13 protein-coding genes are annotated in these 21,505 nt (G+C 62.3%); 7 read left to right on the forward strand and 6 right to left on the reverse strand.

The features are described from left to right. Positions 1-109: 109 nt before the first annotated feature. Complete coding sequence (locus ACZ5TB_RS14780; protein ID WP_464793169.1) at positions 110-2,509, reverse strand: TonB-dependent receptor; 2,400 nt, start codon at positions 2,507-2,509, stop codon at positions 110-112. A gap of 188 nt (positions 2,510-2,697) precedes the next feature. Next, positions 2,698-3,483, reverse strand: a complete 786-nt coding sequence (locus tag ACZ5TB_RS14785; RefSeq protein WP_464793170.1) for a TetR/AcrR family transcriptional regulator — start codon at positions 3,481-3,483, stop codon at positions 2,698-2,700. On the opposite strand from ACZ5TB_RS14785, the gene ACZ5TB_RS14790 reads away from it, so the two are divergent. From ACZ5TB_RS14790 to ACZ5TB_RS14800, 3 genes are read left to right on the forward strand one after another with little or no spacing between them, the layout of a single operon-like run. Continuing rightward, positions 3,456-4,913, forward strand: a complete 1,458-nt coding sequence (locus tag ACZ5TB_RS14790) for an efflux transporter outer membrane subunit (protein WP_464793171.1) — start codon at positions 3,456-3,458, stop codon at positions 4,911-4,913. The genes ACZ5TB_RS14785 and ACZ5TB_RS14790 overlap by 28 nt on opposite strands. Next, positions 4,910-5,989: an efflux RND transporter periplasmic adaptor subunit gene (locus tag ACZ5TB_RS14795; RefSeq protein ID WP_464793172.1), complete on the forward strand. Its 1,080-nt coding sequence runs from the start codon at positions 4,910-4,912 to the stop codon at positions 5,987-5,989. The genes ACZ5TB_RS14790 and ACZ5TB_RS14795 overlap by 4 nt, the downstream gene beginning before the upstream one ends. A gap of 2 nt (positions 5,990-5,991) precedes the next feature. Further along, entirely contained in the window at positions 5,992-9,072 is a 3,081-nt protein-coding gene (locus tag ACZ5TB_RS14800; protein WP_464780331.1) for an efflux RND transporter permease subunit, read from the forward strand. A gap of 201 nt (positions 9,073-9,273) precedes the next feature. Here ACZ5TB_RS14800 and ACZ5TB_RS14805 read toward each other — a convergent pair whose 3' ends face one another. Together ACZ5TB_RS14805 and ACZ5TB_RS14810 are read right to left on the reverse strand one after the other, a co-directional pair. Continuing rightward, positions 9,274-9,561 carry a hypothetical protein gene (locus ACZ5TB_RS14805; protein ID WP_464780330.1) on the reverse strand — a complete coding sequence of 96 codons (288 nt, stop codon included), beginning with the start codon at positions 9,559-9,561 and terminating at the stop codon, positions 9,274-9,276. A 60-nt stretch (positions 9,562-9,621) separates the two neighbouring features. Then, on the reverse strand, positions 9,622-10,272 hold the full coding sequence (locus ACZ5TB_RS14810; RefSeq protein ID WP_464780329.1) for a TetR/AcrR family transcriptional regulator: 651 nt from the start codon (positions 10,270-10,272) through the stop codon (positions 9,622-9,624). A gap of 155 nt (positions 10,273-10,427) precedes the next feature. Here ACZ5TB_RS14810 and ACZ5TB_RS14815 point away from each other — a divergent pair, with 155 nt between their 5' ends. Genes ACZ5TB_RS14815 through ACZ5TB_RS14830 form a run of 4 tightly spaced genes read left to right on the forward strand, consistent with a single transcriptional unit; the run spans position 10,428 to position 18,966 of the window. Next, entirely contained in the window at positions 10,428-12,647 is a 2,220-nt protein-coding gene (locus ACZ5TB_RS14815; RefSeq protein WP_464793173.1) for a glycoside hydrolase family 3 C-terminal domain-containing protein, read from the forward strand. Between the two features lie 3 nt (positions 12,648-12,650). Next, the gene (locus tag ACZ5TB_RS14820; RefSeq protein WP_464793174.1) at positions 12,651-15,521 is read left to right on the forward strand and encodes a glycosyl hydrolase; all 2,871 of its coding nucleotides are present in this window, start codon (positions 12,651-12,653) and stop codon (positions 15,519-15,521) included. Next, positions 15,518-16,525 carry an alpha/beta hydrolase gene (locus ACZ5TB_RS14825; protein ID WP_464793175.1) on the forward strand — a complete coding sequence of 336 codons (1,008 nt, stop codon included), beginning with the start codon at positions 15,518-15,520 and terminating at the stop codon, positions 16,523-16,525. Before ACZ5TB_RS14820 ends, ACZ5TB_RS14825 begins: the two co-directional genes overlap by 4 nt. Beyond that, positions 16,522-18,966, forward strand: coding sequence for an alpha-L-rhamnosidase-related protein (locus ACZ5TB_RS14830; RefSeq protein WP_464793176.1), 2,445 nt, complete (start codon positions 16,522-16,524; stop codon positions 18,964-18,966). The genes ACZ5TB_RS14825 and ACZ5TB_RS14830 overlap by 4 nt, the downstream gene beginning before the upstream one ends. 159 nt (positions 18,967-19,125) lie before the next feature. Here the strand turns inward: ACZ5TB_RS14830 and ACZ5TB_RS14835 are convergent, their stop codons facing one another. Then, positions 19,126-20,034, reverse strand: coding sequence for an alpha/beta hydrolase (locus ACZ5TB_RS14835; protein ID WP_464793177.1), 909 nt, complete (start codon positions 20,032-20,034; stop codon positions 19,126-19,128). 27 nt (positions 20,035-20,061) lie between these two features. Next, entirely contained in the window at positions 20,062-21,483 is a 1,422-nt protein-coding gene (locus tag ACZ5TB_RS14840; RefSeq protein WP_464793178.1) for an NAD-dependent epimerase/dehydratase family protein, read from the reverse strand. Between the last annotated feature and the right edge of the window lie 22 nt (positions 21,484-21,505).

A 21,505-nucleotide genomic window follows, 5' to 3' on the forward strand; every position in this document is an offset into this window, starting at 1 on the left:
GCTGTTCGCCAAAAGAGAACCCTGCCCCCGCAATGCAGGAACAGGGTTCAGACATTGGACAGGTCTGCGCCCCCTTACCCCCGAAAGGAGAGGGAGGCCACAGAGGTTATTACCACTTGAAGCTGAGCGTTGCGCCGAGCTCGCGCGGGTTCATCACGTTCACCCCACGATAGCCCGAATTGAGTGTTAACCCACTACCGTTGCACAGTGCCGGATTTAGATAATATCCGGGCGCACAGTAGGTCGACATGGTGCTGTTGCCCGCTGAGATGTTCGTGATACGTTTCTGATTAAGCACATTGCGTGCGAACAGTTCAACGCCCCAGCCCGCATCATCCGAGCGCACGCCCAAGAACAGATTGAGCAATTCGCGATCCCGGTAATTATAGTTCACGCGTTCTGAATGGAAGCCGGGGCGATAATCCAGCAGGGCACGGATATAGGGTGTAACCGATCCCATGGGGAAACGGATTTCCGTGTTGGCCCTCAGAGTAAAATCCGGAACTTCCGCCATGCGTCCGCTGGTCGTGCAATAGCTCACGTCTCCCGTGCCGACGACGGTTGGGTTGCCGTTCGCGTCGAATGTGTTGCATGGAACAGTGGCATTGTCGAAACGGGCCTTGGCATATGATCCGCTGATATTCAGATCCCAATCCGGAGTCGGACGAGCATTAATCTCGGCCTCCACGCCTTTGACTGTGGCTTTAGTGTTGTAGTTGAAGTCGAAGCTGCCAGTAGCCTGATAGGCTCCCCCGAAGCGCACCACATTATAATGAATGCCAGTAAAACGATTCAAGAAATTGTCGAGCTTCTGATAGAAGGCTGCGACCGTGAAATCGATCTTGCGATCGAGGGCGGAACCTTTGAGGCCGATTTCAAAGGAATCGGTCTTTTCAGGTGAGGTCTGAACCAGATCGTTGGAAATGAAGGTGGGCGCTGCGACCGCATGGCTGCCCGCACGGAAAGAATGGCCATAGGAGAAATAGGCATTCAGAGCGGGTGAGAAAGCGTAGTTGACGGTCGCGCCACCAGTGATCGGCTTTTCGTTGCCACGGAATGGTCCGTCCACAATGGGATTTGACGGGATCGACGCGGGCAACGGATCGAAAAAGATGCTGGTGACCTGCGTATTTTTCATGATGGAGTAGCGTAGGCCACCGGTGACCGTCAGCGGACCCGTTTTGTAACGCAGATTGCCGTTGAACGACCAAGTCGATGAATCGACCGGGACCACGATCCTCAAATCCAGAGGGGAGAGGGTAAGCGGCAACGTTGGGGCGATGATTGTATCCTGCGCCTGGTTCACAACGGTGGTGCCGGTCTGCTTCTGATAAAAAGCGCCAACGCCCCAGCCAAACCCTTCGTCGTTGTTCGACGACAACCGTATTTCGGCCGTATCCACCTTATATGGCGTGACCACAGTCGAAGCCGGCGCGTAACCGGGGACGGCATTACCCGTGTCGAGGTCGCGGCTGATGTTCAATTTGGTGAACTGGTGAGCGGCCACGACGGAAAGCGTAGCCGGACCCAAATCCCAATCGGTCACCAGATTGACGATATGAGTTTCGTTGCGGTTACGGAACACCCCTTCTTGCACCGCCTTGTAGTCGGAAGTGCTCAACGGCGGCCCAGACGAAACCGAGGGGTCTGGAGCCACAATGAAGCCGAAACCATAGGAAGGCTGCGCAAAATCGAAGCCATCAAGATAGAAGGGTGTGTTGCCACTGCCTATGACCTGCTGGAACTGCCGGTTGTCGGCGTACAGATATTGATAGGTCAGATAGGCGGTGAAATCCTCGGTCGGTTTCCATCCCAGGGTGCCACGCACGCTCTCGGTGCGGCTCCTTGACCGTTCGCCATTCCGATTGACGTTGCGCACGTGATTGAGGCGATTGCCGTCCACCACGCCGGCGAGGCGAATAGCCAGCTTGTCGTTGAAAGGCAGAGAAGCGCCAAACTGCACGTTATAGCCAGCGCGGTCGGTCGCAGTTGCCTGGGCATAACCTTCTGGCGCGTCAAAGTTCGGACGCCGTGTCGTGATCGTGATGGAACCCGCAGGTGCAGAGAGGCCCCGCAGCAGACCTTGCGGGCCGCGCAGCACTTCGATTTGCCCGATGTCGTACATGGCGGTGTAAACGGTCTGCGCATCGGCCGGAATTTCGTTAAGATAGACTTGGACCGCTGGAGCGGTACCCTGATCCGGATCGAAGGTGATGCCGCGCAGCGTGGTCGTATTATTCCGCCCGGTCGAGTTGCTCAACTCAAGGCCCGGTGCGAGTTGCGAGACGTCCTTGATGTCGAAGATCTTGAATTTTTCGAGCTGTTCGCCAGTGGCCACGTTTACGGACATCGAAACGTCCTGCAGCTTTTCCGCCCGGCGCGTGGCGGTTACGATGATGTCGCTTGAGCTATTTTCAGCTCCGGCCTGTGCATAAGCCAGCGCGGGTACAGCAAAAGCAGAAACGCCAGCGCACAGAAGCGCTACGCGTGAGACACGCTTAATTCGCATCGATAATCCTCCCCTGAGGGTGTTGCTGTTAAACGGCTCTCGTTAGTTTGGGCCGTTTCGTGCACTATATTCGAGTGGACAACGCTGGCAACGCTTTTCTGAACGGCGACGTGCGAAATGAACCGGATGAGCAAAATTGCTTGGTCGGTTGGTTGAGCCGAGCGGGAAGGGTGATGCTAAACCTTCTTTCAGCAGCTTTGCGTTGGCGCCAAGATGCCGCCGCAAAACAAGCCGGTCAAACGGCGTGCATGAGCATTGAGATGGGCCGGGTCGATGCGGTTTTCGGCCTCGCCCTGAAAAAAGCGGCGATGGGATTCAGAGAGGATGAGGCTGGTGAGAGACTCAGCCGCGAAAGCCACATCCTGATCGGGGATGGTGCCCTGGTCGATCTGCGATTGTAGAAATGCGATCATGGGATCGAGATAACGGCGCACGACGACCTGTTCGATATGAGGGCGGGCTTCTTCCATGAAGGAGGGGTTCAACATCAACAGGCGGCGCATGCCGGTGGCATAGGGTTCGCACACCTCGACAAGACAGGCCTCAACGAACGCGAGCAGGCTTTCGCGCCAGTCGGGGCGGGGAGGGACGGTCATCGGTTCGAGGCCATAATTCAGCATTTGTCGCACTACTGCGGCGAACAGCGCGGATTTGTTGGGATAATGGGCGTAGACGGTTTTCCGCGAGAGACCTGATGCGGCGATGATCGAGTTCATCGTGAGGTTCGGCCCATGTTCGACGAGCAGCTGCATCGCGGTGTCGACCAGGCGCTGCTCGACGTCGCCGCTTTCTTCGCGGCGGGGGCGGCCGGGGCGGCGGATGGGGGGAGTGGAAGTCATGAAGGAAAGCATTGGCAAAAAAAGCTTCGGTTGAAAATAAACAATCTTGTTTCTTTTTGTCGCGGCGCTATCCGTGTCGCTGTCGATCAAGGTTGGAGTCATTCCGCTTGCCGCTTTCTGGCCCGCGCCGTTCATCACTTCTGTTCTGTGCGCTGCTGTGTGGTTGCGCACCGTCGATCGAACTCGCGCGCCCCAGGATCGCGTTGCCCGAGCGGTTTGAAGCGGCACCCGCCCCGGCGGCCGAGGAAAGGCTGGACCGGTGGTGGAGCCGCTTCAACGATCCGCAACTTTCCGCATTTGTGGAACAGGCGCTCGCGCAGAACACCGACGCTCGTTCAGCCTATTTCCGGCTGCGCGAGGCTCGCGCGATTCGTGACCAGTCGCTGTCCCAGCGCATGCCGACGGGCGCCATCAGCGGATCGGCCAAGATACAGGATGGCCGCCAGCTGTCGGGAACCGATCTGTTCGGGTCCACCGCGCGCAGTGACAGCCAGTCGCTGGCCTTCAGCCCCAGCTGGGAACTGGACCTGTTCGGCAGGCTGGGCGCGATCGGACAAGGGGCGCGGGCGACCTATGTGGCGGCTGCCTATGATTATCATGCTGCCCGGTTGAGCCTAGCCGCCGATGTTGCGAGCGCGCTGTTCGAGGCGCGAGGATTGGCAGTGCAACGCGACGACGCGCAGGAGGGGCTGCGCATTGCGAGAGAATTGGAGCGAGCCTCGCAGCTCGGCCGCGATCGCGGGCTGGTAGCGGCTTCGGAAACGGCTCGACTGGAAGGTGATGCGGCGACAGCGCAGGCAGAGCTGACGCGGATCGAGACGGCGCTGCGAAACGCCAAGCGGTCCTTGCTGGTCCTGATCGGAACGCCGGACGCCCCGACCGATAGCCTGCCGATAGAGGCACGGCTCGACACGGCGCCGCCGGTGCCGCCGCTGCTGCCCGCGTCGCTGCTGACGCGGCGGCCGGATATATTGGCTGCCGAGGCGCGGGTCGCGGCAGCGACGAGCGCCGTCAAGGTCGACAGGCTGGCGCTGTTCCCTCGTTTCACGCTTCAAGGCAATGGCAGCATCAACCGCACGTCCGGGGTGGCGGGCGGCGTTTCCAGCCTCTGGTCCATCGCTGCCGGATTGAGCCTGCCGGTCCTGGACCGCACCCGACTGATGGCGCAGCTGCGCGCGACGGAGGCGCAGGGCGAACGCGCCGTGGTGAGCTATGAGGCAGCAGTGCAGGCAGCCTTCCGAGATGCGGACATCGCTCTGGCACTGGTCGCTGCCGATCGGGTGCGGCTCGCCGACCTTAGTCTTGCCGAGGAACGGGCACGCTTTGCGTTTGACGCGGGGCGCAAGGGCTATGGCGCGGGGCTGATCGACCTTACCACGCTGATTCAGTCGGAACAGACATGGCGCGCCGCGCGCCGTGCCCTTACCAATACGCGGACACAGGCGCTGGGCAATGCCGTCGGCGCCTTCCGTGCTTTAGGCGGCGGATGGAGCCCGGACGATCCCGCGACGGCGCCTGAACAGCCGCCGGTCGCCCTGCCTATTCAATCCAAGGAAATGCCGTGACCTTCAAGCCGCATCCCTTTGCCATGGCGCTTCCCCTCGTCCTGCTGCTTGCTGCCTGCGGTGGGGGCAAGGAAGCGGCGAAGGAGCCACCGCCTCCGACCGTGACGGTGGCCATGGTCGATCATCGGGCGCTGGCAGGAGGCCTTAGCGCCTCGGGCCGACTGATCCCGCGCGAGGAAGTTGCGGTCGCGCCGGAGCTTTCGGGCTATCGCATCGCGCGCGTGCTGGTGGAAGAAGACGCCAGGGTAGGCGCGGGACAGGTATTGGCGGTGCTGGACGATACGCTGCTGCGTTCGCAGATCGATCAGGCGCGCGCGCAGTTGAGCCAGCAACAGGTCGCCTATGAGCGGGCTCGCATGGACGCGGGCCGGGTGGCGGGGCTCGACAATCAGGGCGTGCTGTCGCAGGAGGCGATCGACCAGCGGCGCATCGCCGCACGATCGGCGCAGGCCGCCGTGGGCGTGGCGAAGGCGCAGCTTGACGACCTGTTGACCCGCCAGAGCCGGTTGATCATCCGATCGCCCGTGGCGGGCCGTGTTCTCCAGCGATCCGCGCGGCCGGGCGAGCCGTCCGCATCGGGCACGGTGCTGTTCACCATTGCGCGCGACGATCTGGTCGAATTGGACGCCGAAGTTGCGGAAGCAGCCATGGGAACGCTGTCCATCGGCGATCCCGCCACGGTGACATTGGCGTCGGGCACCAGGCTGTCGGGCAAGATCAGACTGCTGGGCGCGCGTGTCGATAATCAGACAGGGCTTTCACGCGCCCGCATCGCCTTGCCGGTAAACCCGCAATTGCGGCCCGGCGGATTTGCTAAGGCGGAGTTCGTCAAAGCCAGCGGCACCGTGTTGGCCGCGCCCGAAGCCGCAGTGCATTATGATGCCGACGGCGCCTATATGCTGTTGCTCGACAAGTCCGACCGGGTTCATCGCGCTTCGGTGCGGACAGGGCGGCGCGCGGGTGGCATGGTCGAGATATTGAGCGGCGCGAAGCCCGGCGTGCGAGCAGTGCTGGGCGGCGGCGCTTTCCTGCTGGAGGGTGACCGGGTGCGGATCGCCGCAGGCAGGGGCAAATAACCATGCGTATTTCCGCCTGGGCCATCCGCAATCCGATCCCGGTCGTTTCGCTGTTCATCCTGCTGACGATCGCGGGGATCGTGGCGTATATCGGCCTGCCCATAAAGCAGTTCCCCAACGTCAATTTCCCTGTCGTCAGCGTGACGGTGACGCAAAATGGGGCGGCGCCCAGCGAAGTCGAGAACCAGATCACGCGGCCGATCGAAAATGCGCTGAGCAGCGTGGCCGGGGTCAAGCATATCAGTTCGACGGCCGTGCTGGGATCGTCCACGACGACGGTCGAGTTCGAACTGCACAGCGACATGCAGAAGGCGACGGACGATGTCCGTACCGCCGTGGAGCGCGCGCGCATCGATTTGCCGCCGGGGATCGACCCGCCGCTGGTGCAGCGTCTGGACATCGATGCCGCACCCATTCTGACCTACGCGGTCAGCGCGCCCGCGATGGGCAACACGGAATTGTCGCGCTTCGTCGACAAGGTGGTCACGCGCGCATTGCAGGCCCAGCAAGGCGTGGCGCAGGTTCACCGCATCGGCGGTGCGGATCGGGAAATCAACGTCGTGCTGGATGCGCAGCGCATGGCGGCACTGGGCGTGACAGCGCCGCAGGTGAACAACGCGCTCGCCGCGTTTCATAGCGACGATCCGGGTGGCCGTGCCGATGTGGGCGCGGTCGAACAGACGATCCGTGTCCTTGGGTCATCCATCACCATCGACAGGTTGCGTGATCTGGCGATCCCGGTTCAGGGGCGTTATGTCCGCTTGGGCGACATTGCCGAGATTGGCGATGGCGCGGCCGAACAGCGGGGTTTTGCGCGGTTGGACGGCAGGCCCGTGACCGCGATCCAGATCAGCAAGACGCGCGAAGCGAGCGACATCAGTGTCGAGGACCGGGCGGTCAAGGCGATAGCCCAGCTTCAGGCCGAGCATCCGGGCGTCACCTTCACCAAGCTGGTGTCCACGGTGGATTCGACGCGGCGGACCTTTGCATCGACCCAGCATGTGTTGATCGAGGGCATCTTTCTGGCGGTAATCGTCGTCTATCTGTTCCTGCGCAACTGGCGTGCGACGATCATCGCGGCGGTGGCCATGCCGCTATCCCTGATCCCCACTTTCGTCCTGATGTCAGCCATGGGGTTCAGCCTCAACAGCATCACGCTGCTGGCGCTGACATTGGTGATCGGCATCCTGGTCGATGACGCGATCGTGGAGGTCGAGAATATCGAGAAGCGTATCGAGACCGGCGAAACACCGTATCGCGCCGCGCTGATCGGCGCGGATGCCATCGGTCTGGCCGTGATCGCAACGACTGCGACGATCATTGCCGTGTTCGCGCCCGTGTCACTGATCCCAGGGCAGGCGGGACAATTTTTCCGCGAGTTCGGTTTGACCGTGGCCGTCGCCGTGCTCTTCTCGCTGGTCGTGGCGCGTTTGCTGACGCCGCTGATGGCGGCCTATTTTCTCGTGCCGCTCAAGGATCGGGTGCATCGGGAAAAGCGGCCGGTGAATCCGATTTACGGCCGCATATTGGATTGGGCCTTGGCCCACCGATGGATGACGATGGCGATCGGTGGCGGGATTTTCCTTCTGTCGCTCCTGCTGGCGAGCCTTACCCCGGTGGGATTTCAGCCGGTCGGCAATCCGGGCTATCTCTATATCGCGGTGCAGGGTCCGCCCGGCGCGACGCGTGACGACATGGCGCGGGCAGTGAACGACGCCACCCGCATGCTTTCGGCAGAGCCCGCAGTGGAACGGGTCTTTGCCCAGGTGGGATCGACGTCCGGCGGCTTCAGCGCGGGCGACGACATGCGCACGGGCACGCTGACCGTGGTATTGAAACATGATCGCGACGTCACGACGGATGAGTTCCGCCAGATCATAAGGCCGAAATTGCGCGATATTCCTGACGTGCGCCTGTCCAATCAGGGCACGTTCGGTTCGGCTGGCGTCAACATCGTGCTGGCCGGGGAGGACGGGCAGGCGCTGGAACGGACGCAAATCGAACTGTTGCGGCAGATGCGCAACGTGCGGTCGATTTCCGACCCACGACCCGCGCCGCCGCCCGCAGGCCCGGAGTTGATCGTGACGCCCCGGCCGGAGGAGGCGTCGCGCCTCAACGTCGATAGCCGGACGCTGGCCCAGGTGCTGCGTATCGCGACTATCGGCGACATCGACGCCAGCGTGGCGAAATATTCGGATGGCGACGAGCGCGTGCCGATCCGCGTCCGCCTGCCCGAAGGATCGCGTCAGGATCTGGAGACGATCGCGAACCTTCGCGTTCCGACCATCGATGGACAGACGACGCCCTTGTCGGCGGTCGCGGATATTCGGTTCAAGGCGGGACCGGGCAAGATCGTGCGTTATGACCGGGAGCGGCGCGTGTCGGTGGAGGCGGATCTGATCGCCGGGCGGACATTGGGTCAGGCTTTGCAGGAAGTGAACGCATTGCCGGTCATGCGTAACCTGCCCAACGGGGTCCAGGAAGCGAAGACGGGCGATTCAGAAGCGATGTCCGAGCTGTTTGGCGGCTTCATGCTGGCGATCGTGGGGGGTATCGGGCTGACCTTTTCGGTGCTTGTGCTGCTGTTCAAGGGCTTCTTCAAACCGGTGGTCATCCTGGCCGCGCTTCCGCTGTCGCTGCTGGGTGCCTTTGCCGCGTTGACGCTGTTTGGCAAGACGCTGGATTTGCCCGCGATGATCGGCCTGCTGATGCTGCTTGGCCTGTGCGCGAAGAATTCGATCCTGCTGGTGGAATTTGCGATCGAGGAGGAGCGGGCGGGCACGCCGATGACGGAGGCGCTGCGCAACGCATGCCGTGAACGGGCGCGGCCGATCGTCATGACGACGGTGGCGATGGCGGCGGGCATGCTGCCGACCGCGTTGGGCATTGGCGAAGGCGCGGAATTTCGTCAGCCGATGGCGCTGGCGGTGATCGGCGGCCTCATCACCTCAACGGCGTTGTCGCTGATCTTCGTGCCGGTGATCTATGAGATCGTCGAAAGCATCGAAAGGTGGATCACGCCAAGGGCGGCGCGTCTGGTGACGCCGCGTCAACCGGGAGATGACGATCCGTTTCCCATATGATGGGAGTGTTGACAGGCGCTCGCCGGTCGCTTGACTTATCGAACATGCATGTTCAATTAGATGCGCCTTTCAGGCACTCTCCTACACCTACCTGGGCCGGCCACAAACCGGCCCTTTCTTTTATGAGGCGGTAGGGGTGCCCAACAGAAAAAGGGCGCTTGCGCGCCCCTTTTCCCTCAATAAAGCCTGAGCTTTTTGTCGTTAGGGCAGCTTGGCCAGATCGGCGTCGATCGCCGCCAGACGGGCGTCGGTGACATCATCAGGCGCATATTGCTGAATTGACTTCAGCGTCATGGCGCGGGCCATGTCCACCTGATCATTGCTGGTCATGCCGGGAATGTACTTCTCGATAATCGCCTTGGCAGCGGGGTTGTCGAGCAGGACGCCCAGTTCGGTGTCGGCCGAGGTGTACTTGGCGGTAGCAGCAGTTTCCGCCAGCGCCGGAGTGGCGAGCGACAGGGCAGCGGCAGCAAGAATCAAAAATCGCATGGAACAGGATCCTCCGTTTGTAATATTTTCTATATCGCACGATATCGTGCTAAATTCAAGTCACCAGCTTTTGCGGGCGGCCATCAAAAGATCGACGGTTTTCCGGGCGGCGCCCAACAGTTCGGCTTCGACGATCGGACCGGCGCTGCTTTCCTGCAATTCCCAGCCAGTGATGGCGGCTACAAGCTGTCGAGCGATCGCGGACGGATCGCGGGCAGGAATGCCGTCGCGCGCGGCAGCCTGGCTGATGTCGTCGCTGATAAGGCGCACGATGTAGAGATAGCCTGCTTCATACATGGCGCGGGCGAGTTCGGGGAAGCGTTCACGATTGGCGAGCGTCAGGACCTGGAACGCGTGCACTTCCTGCTGAAGCAGCGATCGCGCGATCACTTGCGCGTGATGGTGGAGGCGTTCGGCAATGTCATCGGTCAGCAGATGATCCTGGCTTGCCGACATAAGCGACCATTGCTTGACGCGATCATGGATGACGGTCGTGAACAACGCTTCCTTCGAGGGATAGCGGGCGTACAGCGTGCCTTTGGAAACGCCGGTGGCCGCAGCGATATTTTCCATCGCCACGCCGTCATAACCCAGTTCCAGGAACATCCGGGTGGCGGTGGCCAGGATAGCACGATCGATCGCGGCGACCTGTTTCGCGTCGGGTCGGCCGCGTTTTGGGGTGAATGCTTTCTCGGTCTTCGTGGCTGGCATGACCGCATCTCTGACTCAAGCCATGGGCGGAAGCAATGGCCTTCTGAAATAAATCGAACGACACCGATCGAATATTGACGTGTGCGCTCCTGGAACGTAAGAATGTAAACTGCCGACAATCGGAAAATGTCCCCCCAGCGGAGAGGCTGCACATCATGAAGAATTCCTCATCCATCCTGTTGCTTGCCGCCGCCGGGACGATGTTGACGCCGGTCGCGGGATATGCCCGCGATACCCAGAAGTCACCTGAGCGCAGGGCGGCTGAGACCCTGTCGAAAATGACGGGTGAAGAGAAGATCCGGCTCATCCACGGACCCATGACTGGCCTCGTCCCTGCGTCGAAGCGGCCGCAGGGAGTACCCGTCAGCGCGGGATATATCGAAGGCGTAGAGCATCTCGGCGTTCCTACGCTGGTGGAAAGCGACGCAAGCCTTGGCGTGTCCAACCTGATGGAAATGCGCAAGGGCGATGTGGCGACGGCATTGCCCTCAGGGCTTTCGCTTGCGTCCACATGGGACCCGGAAATCGCCCATGCGGGCGGTGCAATGATTGGTGCAGAGGCGCGGGCCAAGGGTTTCAACGTGATGCTGGTGGGCGGCGTCAATCTGGTGCGCGACCCGCGCGCTGGCCGCAATTTCGAATATCTGGGCGAAGATCCGCTGCTGGCGGGCGAACTGGTCGGAAGTCAGATCAGCGGTGTGCAGTCCAATGACATCATCGGCACGATCAAGCATTTCGCGCTCAACAATCAGGAAACCGGTCGCAACATCGCATCGGTGAACATGGATGAGCAGGCGATGCGCGAGAGCGATCTGCTGGCTTTCCAGATCGGCATGGAACGCGGCAAGCCGGGGTCCGTGATGTGCGGCTATAACCGCGTCGATGGAAAATACGCCTGCGAGAATCCTTTCCTGCTGAACGACGTGCTGCGGCGCGATTGGGGCTTCAAGGGCTATGTGATGTCGGACTGGGGCGCAGTGCATTCGACCGAAGCCATCATCGCAGGCCTTGATCAGCAATCAGGCGAGCAGATCGACGGCAAGCGCTATTTTTCCGACCTGATGGTGGAAGCGGTCAAGGCGGGGAAGGTGCCGCAGTCGGCGGTCGACAAGGCGGCCGGACGCGTGCTCTACGCCATCTATGCCCATGGCGTGGCCGACAAGCCGCTACAGCCGGGGCAGCCGATAGACTATGACGCCAACGGCGACATCGCGCAGCGTGCGGCGGAGCAAGGCATCGTCCTGCTGCGCAATGAGGGTGGCATCCTGCCGCTGGCCGCTTCGGCGAAGACGATCCTGGTGGTCGGAGGCAATGCCGATGTTGGCGTGCCGAGCGGCGGCGGGTCGAGCCAGGTCAATCCCGTCGGCGGGCTGAAGCGCGTTTCCAAGGGCGCGGAAAGCGGCCCCGCTGCTGGCTTTGCCCGTCGCGGCTATGGGGGCACGGCGCCGCTCGATGCCCTGCGCGCAGAGTTTCCGAATGCGACTGTCAGCTATCTGGACGGCAAGGATGTGCCAGCCGCTGTCCAGGCAGCGAAGTCGGCCGACATCGCTGTCGTTTTCGCGGAGAAGTACGCGACCGAGGCCGTCGACCACAAGGACCTGTCGCTGGGCGAGGGGCAGGACGACCTGATCGACGCCGTGGCGAGCGTGAACGGAAAGACCGTCGTCGTACTGGAAACCGGCAACCCCGTCCTGATGCCCTGGCAGGCCAAGGTCCCGGCCATCCTGTCGGCATGGTATGGTGGCCAGCGTGGCGGCGCTGCCATTGCGCGGGTTTTGACCGGCAAGGTCAACCCGTCCGGTCACCTGCCCGTGACCTTCCCGGCCTCCGTCGATCAGTTGCCCAATCCAGTGCTTCCCGGCTCCGACGCGCCGCCAGCAGATAAGGAAACGCGCGCCGTCTATGGTCTTCAGGCGGGTTTGAAGCCGTTCGACATCGTCTATCCGGAAGGATCGGACGCCGGTTATCGCTGGTTCGACAAGAAGGGGCTGAAGCCGCTTTACCCCTTCGGCTACGGTCTTAGCTACACGCAGTTCCGCTATGAAGGGCTGAAGGTCACGGGCGGAAAGGCGCTGTCTGTCCGCTTCACCGTGGTGAATAACGGCCAGCGGGACGGTGCGGACGTGCCGCAGGTCTACGTTACCCGGCCGGGCAAGGCCAAGCGGTTGATCGGGTGGGCGAAGCCCAATCTCAAGCCCGGCGAAAGCAAGGAAGTCACGGTTACGGCGGACATGCGCGTGCTCGCGGACTTCGATGCAAAGGCGCAGCGTTGGGTGGTGCCAGCGGGTGACGTCAAGGTAGAGGTGGGCACATCCGCCGCTGATCCGGTGCTGACCGGCACGGCGCGGCTGAACCGTATGATCCGGAGGCCCTGAGCCATGACAGCGAAGCGTTTGATCAAGACCTGCCTGCTGGCCGCAACAGCTATGCTTGCACTTGTCGAGGCTCCGGCCTTTGCAGGTCCGCTGGACGATCATTTCCAGAGCCCGCCCGTCGATGCTCGGCCCCGGCTGCGTTGGTGGTGGCCGGGCGATGCGGTGACGGATCAGGAATTGCAGCGTGAGCTGAAGCTGATGGCGGACACCGGATTTGCCGGTGCGGAGATTCAGTCTTTCACGCCCAATTTCGTGACGCTTACGCCGGATGAGAAGGCACGCGTCGACCAATATGCCGAGCCGTCCTTCTTCGCCCATGTCCGCGCTGCGGGGGAGGCGGCGAAGGCGTTGGGCCTGACGCTGGACTATACGCTGGGTTCGTCCTGGCCGTCCGGCGGCGGCTTTGCCATCACGCCGGAACTGGCGTTCACCGAACTCGCCATGGCCAGCACCCAGGTCAAGGGCGGCGAAGCTGGTCCGATCAAGCTTAATATACCCAAGCGCACAAAGCGGCTGGGTGCGCTCAGTATGTTCGATGCGCGTGTCAAGGACCCGAAGGTCGCCGACTGGGGCAAGCGGATGGAGGCTCGGGCGCGCACTGTCGCGGTCGTGGCGGTCAAGGGCAATGCGCCCGTGCTTCAGCCGTCCGTGCCGGGCGCGATGGGCATGACGTTGACGCCATGGCGGGACGTGGTGACGGCAGGCACGCTGGACCCTGCAAGTAGCGTGCTCCTGACCAGCAAGTTGCGTGATGATGGCACGCTCGACTGGACGCCGCCGCCCGGCGATTGGCAAATCTTCGTGTTCCGCCAATATGCGTCCGACGTCGGTGTGCTGGGCGCGGCCGGGCAGGGGCCGCAGCTGATACTGGATCATATGAACCCGCAAGCCTTTGCAGCCCATGCGGCGCGCGTCGGTGATCCGTTGGGGAATGACCCGGTCGGAATCCGATCGACATTCGTGGACAGCCTGGAATTGATGCAGGATATTCAGTGGGGACCTGAATTGCTGCAACAGTTCAGGAAGCGGCGCGGATATGACCTGACGCCCTATCTGCCCTTCGTTGTCCAGCCCGGTTGGATGCAGGCGTGGAGCGAGCATTGGTCGCCGCCCTATTTCGACACGGCGAACAGCGATGTGGCGGAACGGGTTCGCGCCGACTATCGCCGCACGGTTTCCGACATGATGATCGAGGGGTTCATCCAGCCTTTCGTCGCGTGGAACCATGCGCATGGCCTGAAGGCGAAGTTCCAGGCGCATGGCGGCGCTTTCGATACGATCCGGGGATATGGTTTGGTCGATATACCGGAGACCGAAGATCTGCCCGGTTCAGGCGATCCTTTTTTCATGCGCATGGCCCGGTCGGGCGCGCATCTCTATGGGCGTCCAATCGTATCGGCGGAAAGCCTGGCATGGGGGAATCGCCCTTATGACGTGACGCCCGACGAAATGCGGCGTCGGGTCGATGCCTTCATGGCGGGTGGCGTCAACTCCATGATCCTGCATGGTTATAATTACCGCTTCCATGCGGACGATTGGCCCGGCTGGCACGCTTTCCAGCCAAGCCCCTTTGCCGGGGGCTTTTCCAGCATGTTGAACGAGACCAATCCGATCTGGCCCGCGATGAAGCCTTTGGCGGGCTATATCGGCCGATTGCAGGCGGTGATGCAGGCAGGTGAGGCGGTGGTTCCGGTCGCCTATTTCTATGGCCGCTACGGCTATTATGTCGGCATCGAGGATGACGGCGCGGCCAAGCAGGCAGCGGAAAAGGCGTTCCTGGCGGGTGGATATGATTTCGACCGGATCAACCCGGATTCGATCGCTCATGCCCGGATCGAAGGGAAACAGCTCGTTTCGCAGGGTGGCCAGCGCTACCCGGTGCTGGTGTTGCCGCCGATCGATGGCATTCAGGCAGAAACAGCCGAGGCGATCGCGCGTTTTGCGAAGGCGGGACTGCCGGTGTTCTTCACCGATCGGGCGCCGAGCCGGGATGAAGGGCTGGCCCAGGCTCGCCAGCGCGATGCGAGGGTGAAGAAGGCAGTGACCGCCGCGCTGAAATCCGGAGCGAAGATCGTTCCCGCCGCTGACATGATCGATGCTCTGCGGGCAGCGGCGATTCCGGCCAATCTGCGCTTTTCCGGCGATGCGACCGATCTTTACTTCGTCCAGCGGAAGGTCGACGGCCGCACAGCGACCTTTGTGTACAACAGAGGAGAGGCCGCACGGCAGGTGACGCTGACGCTGCCCGAAGTGGGGGGCGTGACGCGGTGGAATGCGATGAACGGCACGGTTGCGCCTGTGTCGGCGCGCGTCGCTGGGCAGGGGACGGACGTGCCTCTTAGCCTGGCGGCGGGGGAAAGCGCGCTCCTGATGCTTGATCCGCAGACGCAGGCTGTGACCGTTCCTGCATCCGCTAGCGTGGCCAGCATGACGCTGCCCATGGATGGATGGCGGCTTCAGGCGACCGGTCATGTCCAGCGCAAGCCCTATAGCCAGGATTTCGCCTCTATCAGTCTGAAGGACTGGCAGCAGGTGCCTGAACTGGCGCGCTTTGCAGGGACGGGAACCTACAGGCGCACGATCAATGTCGATGCGGGCTGGCTGACCAAGGGAACAAGCGTGATGCTGGATCTGGGCGAAGTGCACGACGTCGCCACGGTGACGGTCAACGGGCAAAGCTTGCCTACCCTGTTCAGCGCACCGTTCCGCGTCGATGTGACGAAGCTGGTTCGCGCGGGCAAGAATGACATCAGCGTTGCTGTCGCCAACGTACCCCAGAATGCGATGATCGATCCCAAGGACAAGATCTACAAGAAGCTGAAGCCGGTTCCCGCCGGATGGGTGGGGCCAGCGAAACTGGAGGCGCAACGGTGAGAGGGCGGCGTTTCGCAGCCGCGATTGCATCCTGCCTGCTGATCGCGGCTGCGCCGGTCGTACCTTCTCCGGAAACAGGATTGAGGTCGGTCAATCCGGAGTTGCGGCCGGTCGCGCGCGGCATCATGCAGGCGCAGCGCAGCGGGGCGATGTACAAGCCTGCCAAGCTCGGCCCACTGCCCGCAGGGGTCGAGGAACGCCAGGCACCCGGATCGCGCGGGCATCCGCCGGTGCCGGTCTATGTCGTGAACGCTGGTGCCGAGCAGGGAGCGCCGCGGGGCGCCATCTTCTTTGTCCATGGCGGTGGTTTCATCGGCGGTGATGCGCGGGAAAATCTGCCCGCGCTCAAAAGCCTGGCCGAGCGGCTGAACTGCGTGATCGTGTCGGTGCAATATCGGTTGGCGCCGGAGACGCGTTTTCCCGGACCTCTGGAAGATGCCTATGCGGGTTTGAAATGGCTGCACGGCAATGCCGCCGCGCTGGGCGTCGATCCGAGGCGGATTGTCGTCATGGGTGAAAGCGCGGGTGGCGGCTTGGCTGCCATGCTGACGATTGCGGCGCGTGACAGGGGCGAGGTGCCGGTCGCGTTTCAGGCGCTTATCTACCCCATGCTGGACGATCGGACGGGCTCTTCGCGTCCTGTGCCGCCGCATATCGGCCAGCTGATCTGGACGGCGGAGTGGAACCGGAAGGGATGGCAGGCGCTGCTTGGGCGGCGGCCTGGCGCTGCCACTCAGCCTGAAGGCGCGGTGCCTGCGCGGGTGAAGAACCTCAATGGGCTTCCGCCGACCTTTATCGGGGTAGGGTCCATCGACCTGTTCGTGGACGAGGATGTGGAGTTTGCCCGCCGCCTGATCGATGCGGATGTCCCTACCGAATTGCTGGTGATACCGGGCGCTTTCCATGGGTTCCAGCTGATCGTGCCGCGCGCGGCCATATCCCAGCAATTCAATGCCGCGCTCGATGCGGCGTTGGCCCGCGCCCTTTCGCCGGAGAAGAAATGATGAGGATGGGCGCATTGCTGGCTGCTTCGCTGATGTTGGGCGCTGCGCCCGCCGCTATCGCTCAGACTGGTGGCGCTGAGGGCTGGATCAGCCATGCGGAGGCGGGGCCAGCGGTGCGCCCGATCGTCCTGCATTTCCGTCGCACGCTCGACCTGCCGGGCAAACCGCGCTCTTATAAGGTGCGAGCTACGGCAGATAACCGTTTCATATTGTTTGTAAATGGTGTGAGAGTGGCCACAGGGCCTTCGACGGGCGACATCGCCCATTGGCGCGAGGAGAGCATCGACCTTGCGCCCTATATGAAGCGAGGCGTCAACGTCATCGCGGCGACGGTGTGGAACGGGGTGCAGCCGCTGAAGCTGCCGACCAATGCCACGCCCGCGCAGGCTTCGGCGGCTCAGGGCAGCTCGCTGTTCACCAACACTGCGCCGCTGTTCCAGCAGAGCGTCGCGACCGGGTTTCGCCTGATCGGCGAAGGCGAGGCGGCGGAGCTTTCCACCGACCGGCAGGGGTGGCGGGTGAAGCGGGACCAGGGTCGTGGCTTCGCCAATGGCTGGGGGCAGGTGAAGCGATGGTATTATGTCGCGGGCAACCCTGAGAAGATCGATGCGGCGAAGGCTGATTTCGATGTCGCCGGGCCGCAGGAAAAGGGCGAGGGCTGGCAGGACGCGGTTCCCGCTCCCGATGCGGCGAAGCGGACGCTGGTGGCCGACCGGCTGCCGCAGCAATCCTATACGCCTGTGGCAGCGGGCAAGGTGGTGCGGACTGACCTGCCTGCCGCCATGGCCTTTCCTGCGCGGGCGGTGACGATCCCGGCCAACAGCAAGGTGACTTTGCTCATTCAGCGCGATGCGATGGTGTCGGCCTATCCTCAGTTGGACGTGTCCGACGGGAAGGGGGCGGCGATCAAGCTGCTGTGGACCGAGGCGCTATACGATGCTCAGGGCCGCAAGGGCGACCGCAACCTGATCGAGGATCGCAAGCCGATCGGCATATGGGACAGCTTTATCGCTGATGGAGGAAAGCGCAGTTTTGCCCCGCTATGGTGGCGGACATGGCGCTATGTCGAAATCACCGTCGAGACCAAGGATCAGCCGTTGGTGCTGGAGGGGCTAAGAGCGTACGAGACTGGCTATCCGTTCCAAGAGGTCGGCAAGTTTGAAAGCGATGACCCTGAACTTGCACGGATTTTTGATATTGGCTGGCGCACGGCGCGGGTCGATGCGCATGAAACCTATATGGACACGGCCTATTGGGAACAGCTGCAATATGCGGGCGACACGCGCCTTCAGATGCTGATTTCCTATGCCGTATCGGGGGACCCTCGTCTGGCCGAGCAGGCGATCGATGCCTTCGCTGCATCCGATGTCGATGGCGGGCTTATGGAAGGCGCATGGCCGACGCGCGGCAATAATGTGATCGCGCCCTTCGCGCTGATGTGGGTCGGCATGCTGGATGACTGGCGATTGCGCCAGCCTGACCCCGCGCCCATCGTCCGCAACATCCCGCGCATGCGCCGGGTTCTGGACTGGTTCGAGACTTACCGGCGCCCCAGTGGCCTGTTGGGTAAGAACCCGCAATGGAACTTCATCGATTGGGTTGGCCAGTCCGCCACCGATCGGACCATCTTTCCTTCCTATGGCAAGACGGACGAAAGCTGCCTGATGAGCGTCAGCTGGCTCGGCGCTCTCCAGCAGGGGGCCGCGATCGAGGCCGCTTTTGGCGACGCCACTCAGGCGCAGCGCTATGCCGCGCGTGCCGAGACGGTGAAGGCAGCGATCCGCAACCGGTGCTGGGTTCCGGCGCGCGGTCTTTATGCCGATAATCCTGATGGCGACCGATTCAGCCAGCATATGAACGCGCTCGCCGTCCTCTATGATGTTGCGAGCCGTGATGAGGCCGGGGCGATCATCGACCGGATAATGGTGCCGGGCAAAGGGATAGATGCGTCGGAAGGGATCACCAGCGTCAGCTATTATTTCTCCTGGTATCTGGCGCAGGCGCTGGTCCATGCGGGGAAGAGCGACCGTTATCTCGACATGCTCAAGACGTGGCGTGATCTGCTGGCGATGCATTACACGACCTGGCCGGAAGAGCGCGACGACGCGGGGCAGGGGGGCAAGGGCCAATCGACGCGATCGGATAGCCATGCATGGAGCGCGCACCCGAGCGCGGATTTGTTGGGTATTGTGGCCGGGATTGGACCTGACGCGCCGGGCTATGCGCGGTTGAAGGTTGAGCCCGCGTTGGGATCGCTCAAGAGCCTGTCCGCAACCGCTGCCACGCCTCAGGGGCCGGTCAGCGTGCGCTACCGAATTTCGGGAAGCACCTTGAATGCCGAGATCACCCGGCCGACAGGGTTGCCGGGGGATTTCCTGTGGAATGGCAAGCGCTATCCGCTGACCCGCGCCACCACCAAGCTGAAGGTGCCGTTACGCTAGAGCCGATCGACATTCAGTTCTGGCGACCTGCAAATGGCGGTTCTCCGCGCTTCCGGTGCTCACGTACTTTGAGTACGCTGCGCTTCGGCTCACGGAAAACCACCATTTTCGACACGCCATCTCCTGAATTTCGATCGGCCCTAGGACGGGGCAGCGAACTCAGCGCTTCGGGGCTTCTTTTGCCCCGAAGCCGTTGAGGTCGATCCAGCGGAACAACGCTTCCGTCCAACCTTGTGTGGCCGTGCCCTTGTCACCCAGGCCGAAACCATGACCGCCACGTTGATAGGCGTGGAACTCAATCGGGCGGCGAGCAGCGATCCAGCTTTCGATGAGCCCGTAGCCCGCGCGTCCTGACAGCGGGTCGTCGGTCGCCATCGCCACGAAGGCGGGCGACGCGTCGGTGGGCACGTCCACCTTTTCCATCGGCGGATAGAGCATGGCGGAGAAGGCGGGACGGTCGGCGGGTGGCGCGTCGATGGTCACGCGGATCGTCGTTCGCGCTCCAGCAGAAAAGCCGATCATGCCGACCTTGGTCGGATCGACATGCCATTGCGCCGCACGCGCGCGGACGAGCTTCAGCGCCGCGATCCCATCGGCGATCGCATAAGGAGGCGTGACGATGCGCAGACCTTCGCCGGGCTTGCCGACCCATTCGGTCATTCTGCCCTGCATCATCTTTCCGAAAGCTGGCCAGTCGCGCGGGGTCGGGTCCAGCCGGTATTTGAGCACGAACGCGGCGATGCCCTGATCGGCCAGCAGGCGAGCGACCTCCATCCCCTCATGATCCCAGGAAAGCGTCATGAAGCCGCCGCCCGGCGCAATGACCATGGCAGTGCCGGTCGCTTTTGCCGGGTCGGGCAGGACAGGCAGCAAGGCGGCTTCGCTGGTGTTGCGGACGCTCATGTTGCCGGATTTGCCGAACCAGATTTCAGGTCCGTTGCCCCCGGGCACGGGGCCGGTGCCAAGAGGGATCGCCTGCTGCAATTCCGACGGGGCGGGCAGCTGGGCAGGCGCCGCCGTGGTCCCTAGAATCCATGCGGCAGCCAGGCAAACAAGCGTCGTTTTCATTCCACCTCTCCCTATATCTTCTCCGGCTTAACCGGCGGCGTCGCCCCATACCTGCGCGAAGAAGGGATTGCGCGCCGCTTCCGCTTCATAGGCGGTGGTATCGAGCATGGTGACGGGGCACCAATGACCGCCCTGGAGGTATAGACGCGGCGTCATCGTGAAGCGATGGCCTACGGCAGACTGCCATTCGACGGGTACATCCGGGCCATCGAAAGAGTTGCCAAGATATTTGCCGCCGCGATATTCCGCCGCTGCCTTCAGATCATCGATCCGCCAGTCTTCCGGCGAACGACTTTCGTCATAGCCATGATCGAGCAGGGTCGGTTCCCGCGAAGGCTGGGCGAAGTGGAAGTCGGCCCAATTGCGGGGAATGGCTTCCCATGCCGCGCGCGATCCGAAATAGGCGCGGATCTTGGCTTCATTATTGGTGGCGAACCAGTTGAGGCTGCCGTCCGGCCCGTTGGCCAGTTTCTCGATCTGTTTTGATATGACACCCGGCATCAGCTTGGGCACCATGCGGGCGATCCACGGCATATGCCGTGGGGCTTCGCGAAAATACTCATCGAGCGATTGTTCACGGAAGGGCACCAAGGCTTCGAGCCGGTCGGAGTCGGCATACCATTGGCCGTGGAAATTGCGGGTGGCAAACCAGTGCGGTTTCAGCACCTTGCGGTAGTTGGGCATGGATTTTTCCATGAACTCATGATTCACCACGCGCGATGACGCGCCGCCGCCCAGATTGTAGAAATTGCGCCAGAATGCATCCGGCACGTCGTCGCCGCACAGTGCCGCCATCAAGCGGCCGCTGTCATTGGCGGTAGACCATTCGAACACGCCATTGAGCGGATTGTGGAACATGATCGGATCGAAAATCTTCCACATTTCGAAATGCGCCATCCCGCTTTGGCGCACCGATGCCCAATGGGTGATGCCGCTTTGTGCGACGATCGCTTCAGCCTGTGTCTTTGTGACCGCATAATGATCATAGGCGCTGATCTTGATCGGATCGCCCGTCCGCCCCCAATGCACAGGTGCATTGCGGCTGCCGGTTTCGGCGATGGTGCCGATATAGATGAGCCGTGTCTGCTTGGGGTCGCCCACCGCGTGGATCGCATCGACGATATTCTGCGCGCCGCCGACGTTGACGCGGGTCACAAGCTCGGCCGGAAGGCGATCCGCAAGCGGTGACACCAGAGCGCCGACATGAAGCACGACATCGGCGGCCTCAACCCCCTTACGGATCGAGGCGGGGTCGGTGAGGTCGCCCCATATGACCTCGGCCAGACCACGGCGCTGGACGTCCTTGACGACCGGGTGCGACTTTTCCTCTGGCCTTACCAATATTCGCAGGCGCAGCGTGTCCGCCTTTTCCGCAATGCGATTCACCGTCTCGCGGCCCATATTACCGGTGGCCCCGGTCAGGAAAATTGTCTTGCGGCTGTCGGTCATGATGCGTCCCCAAATTATGCGA

The sequence above is a fragment of the Sphingobium sp. TomTYG74 genome (assembly GCF_055393875.1).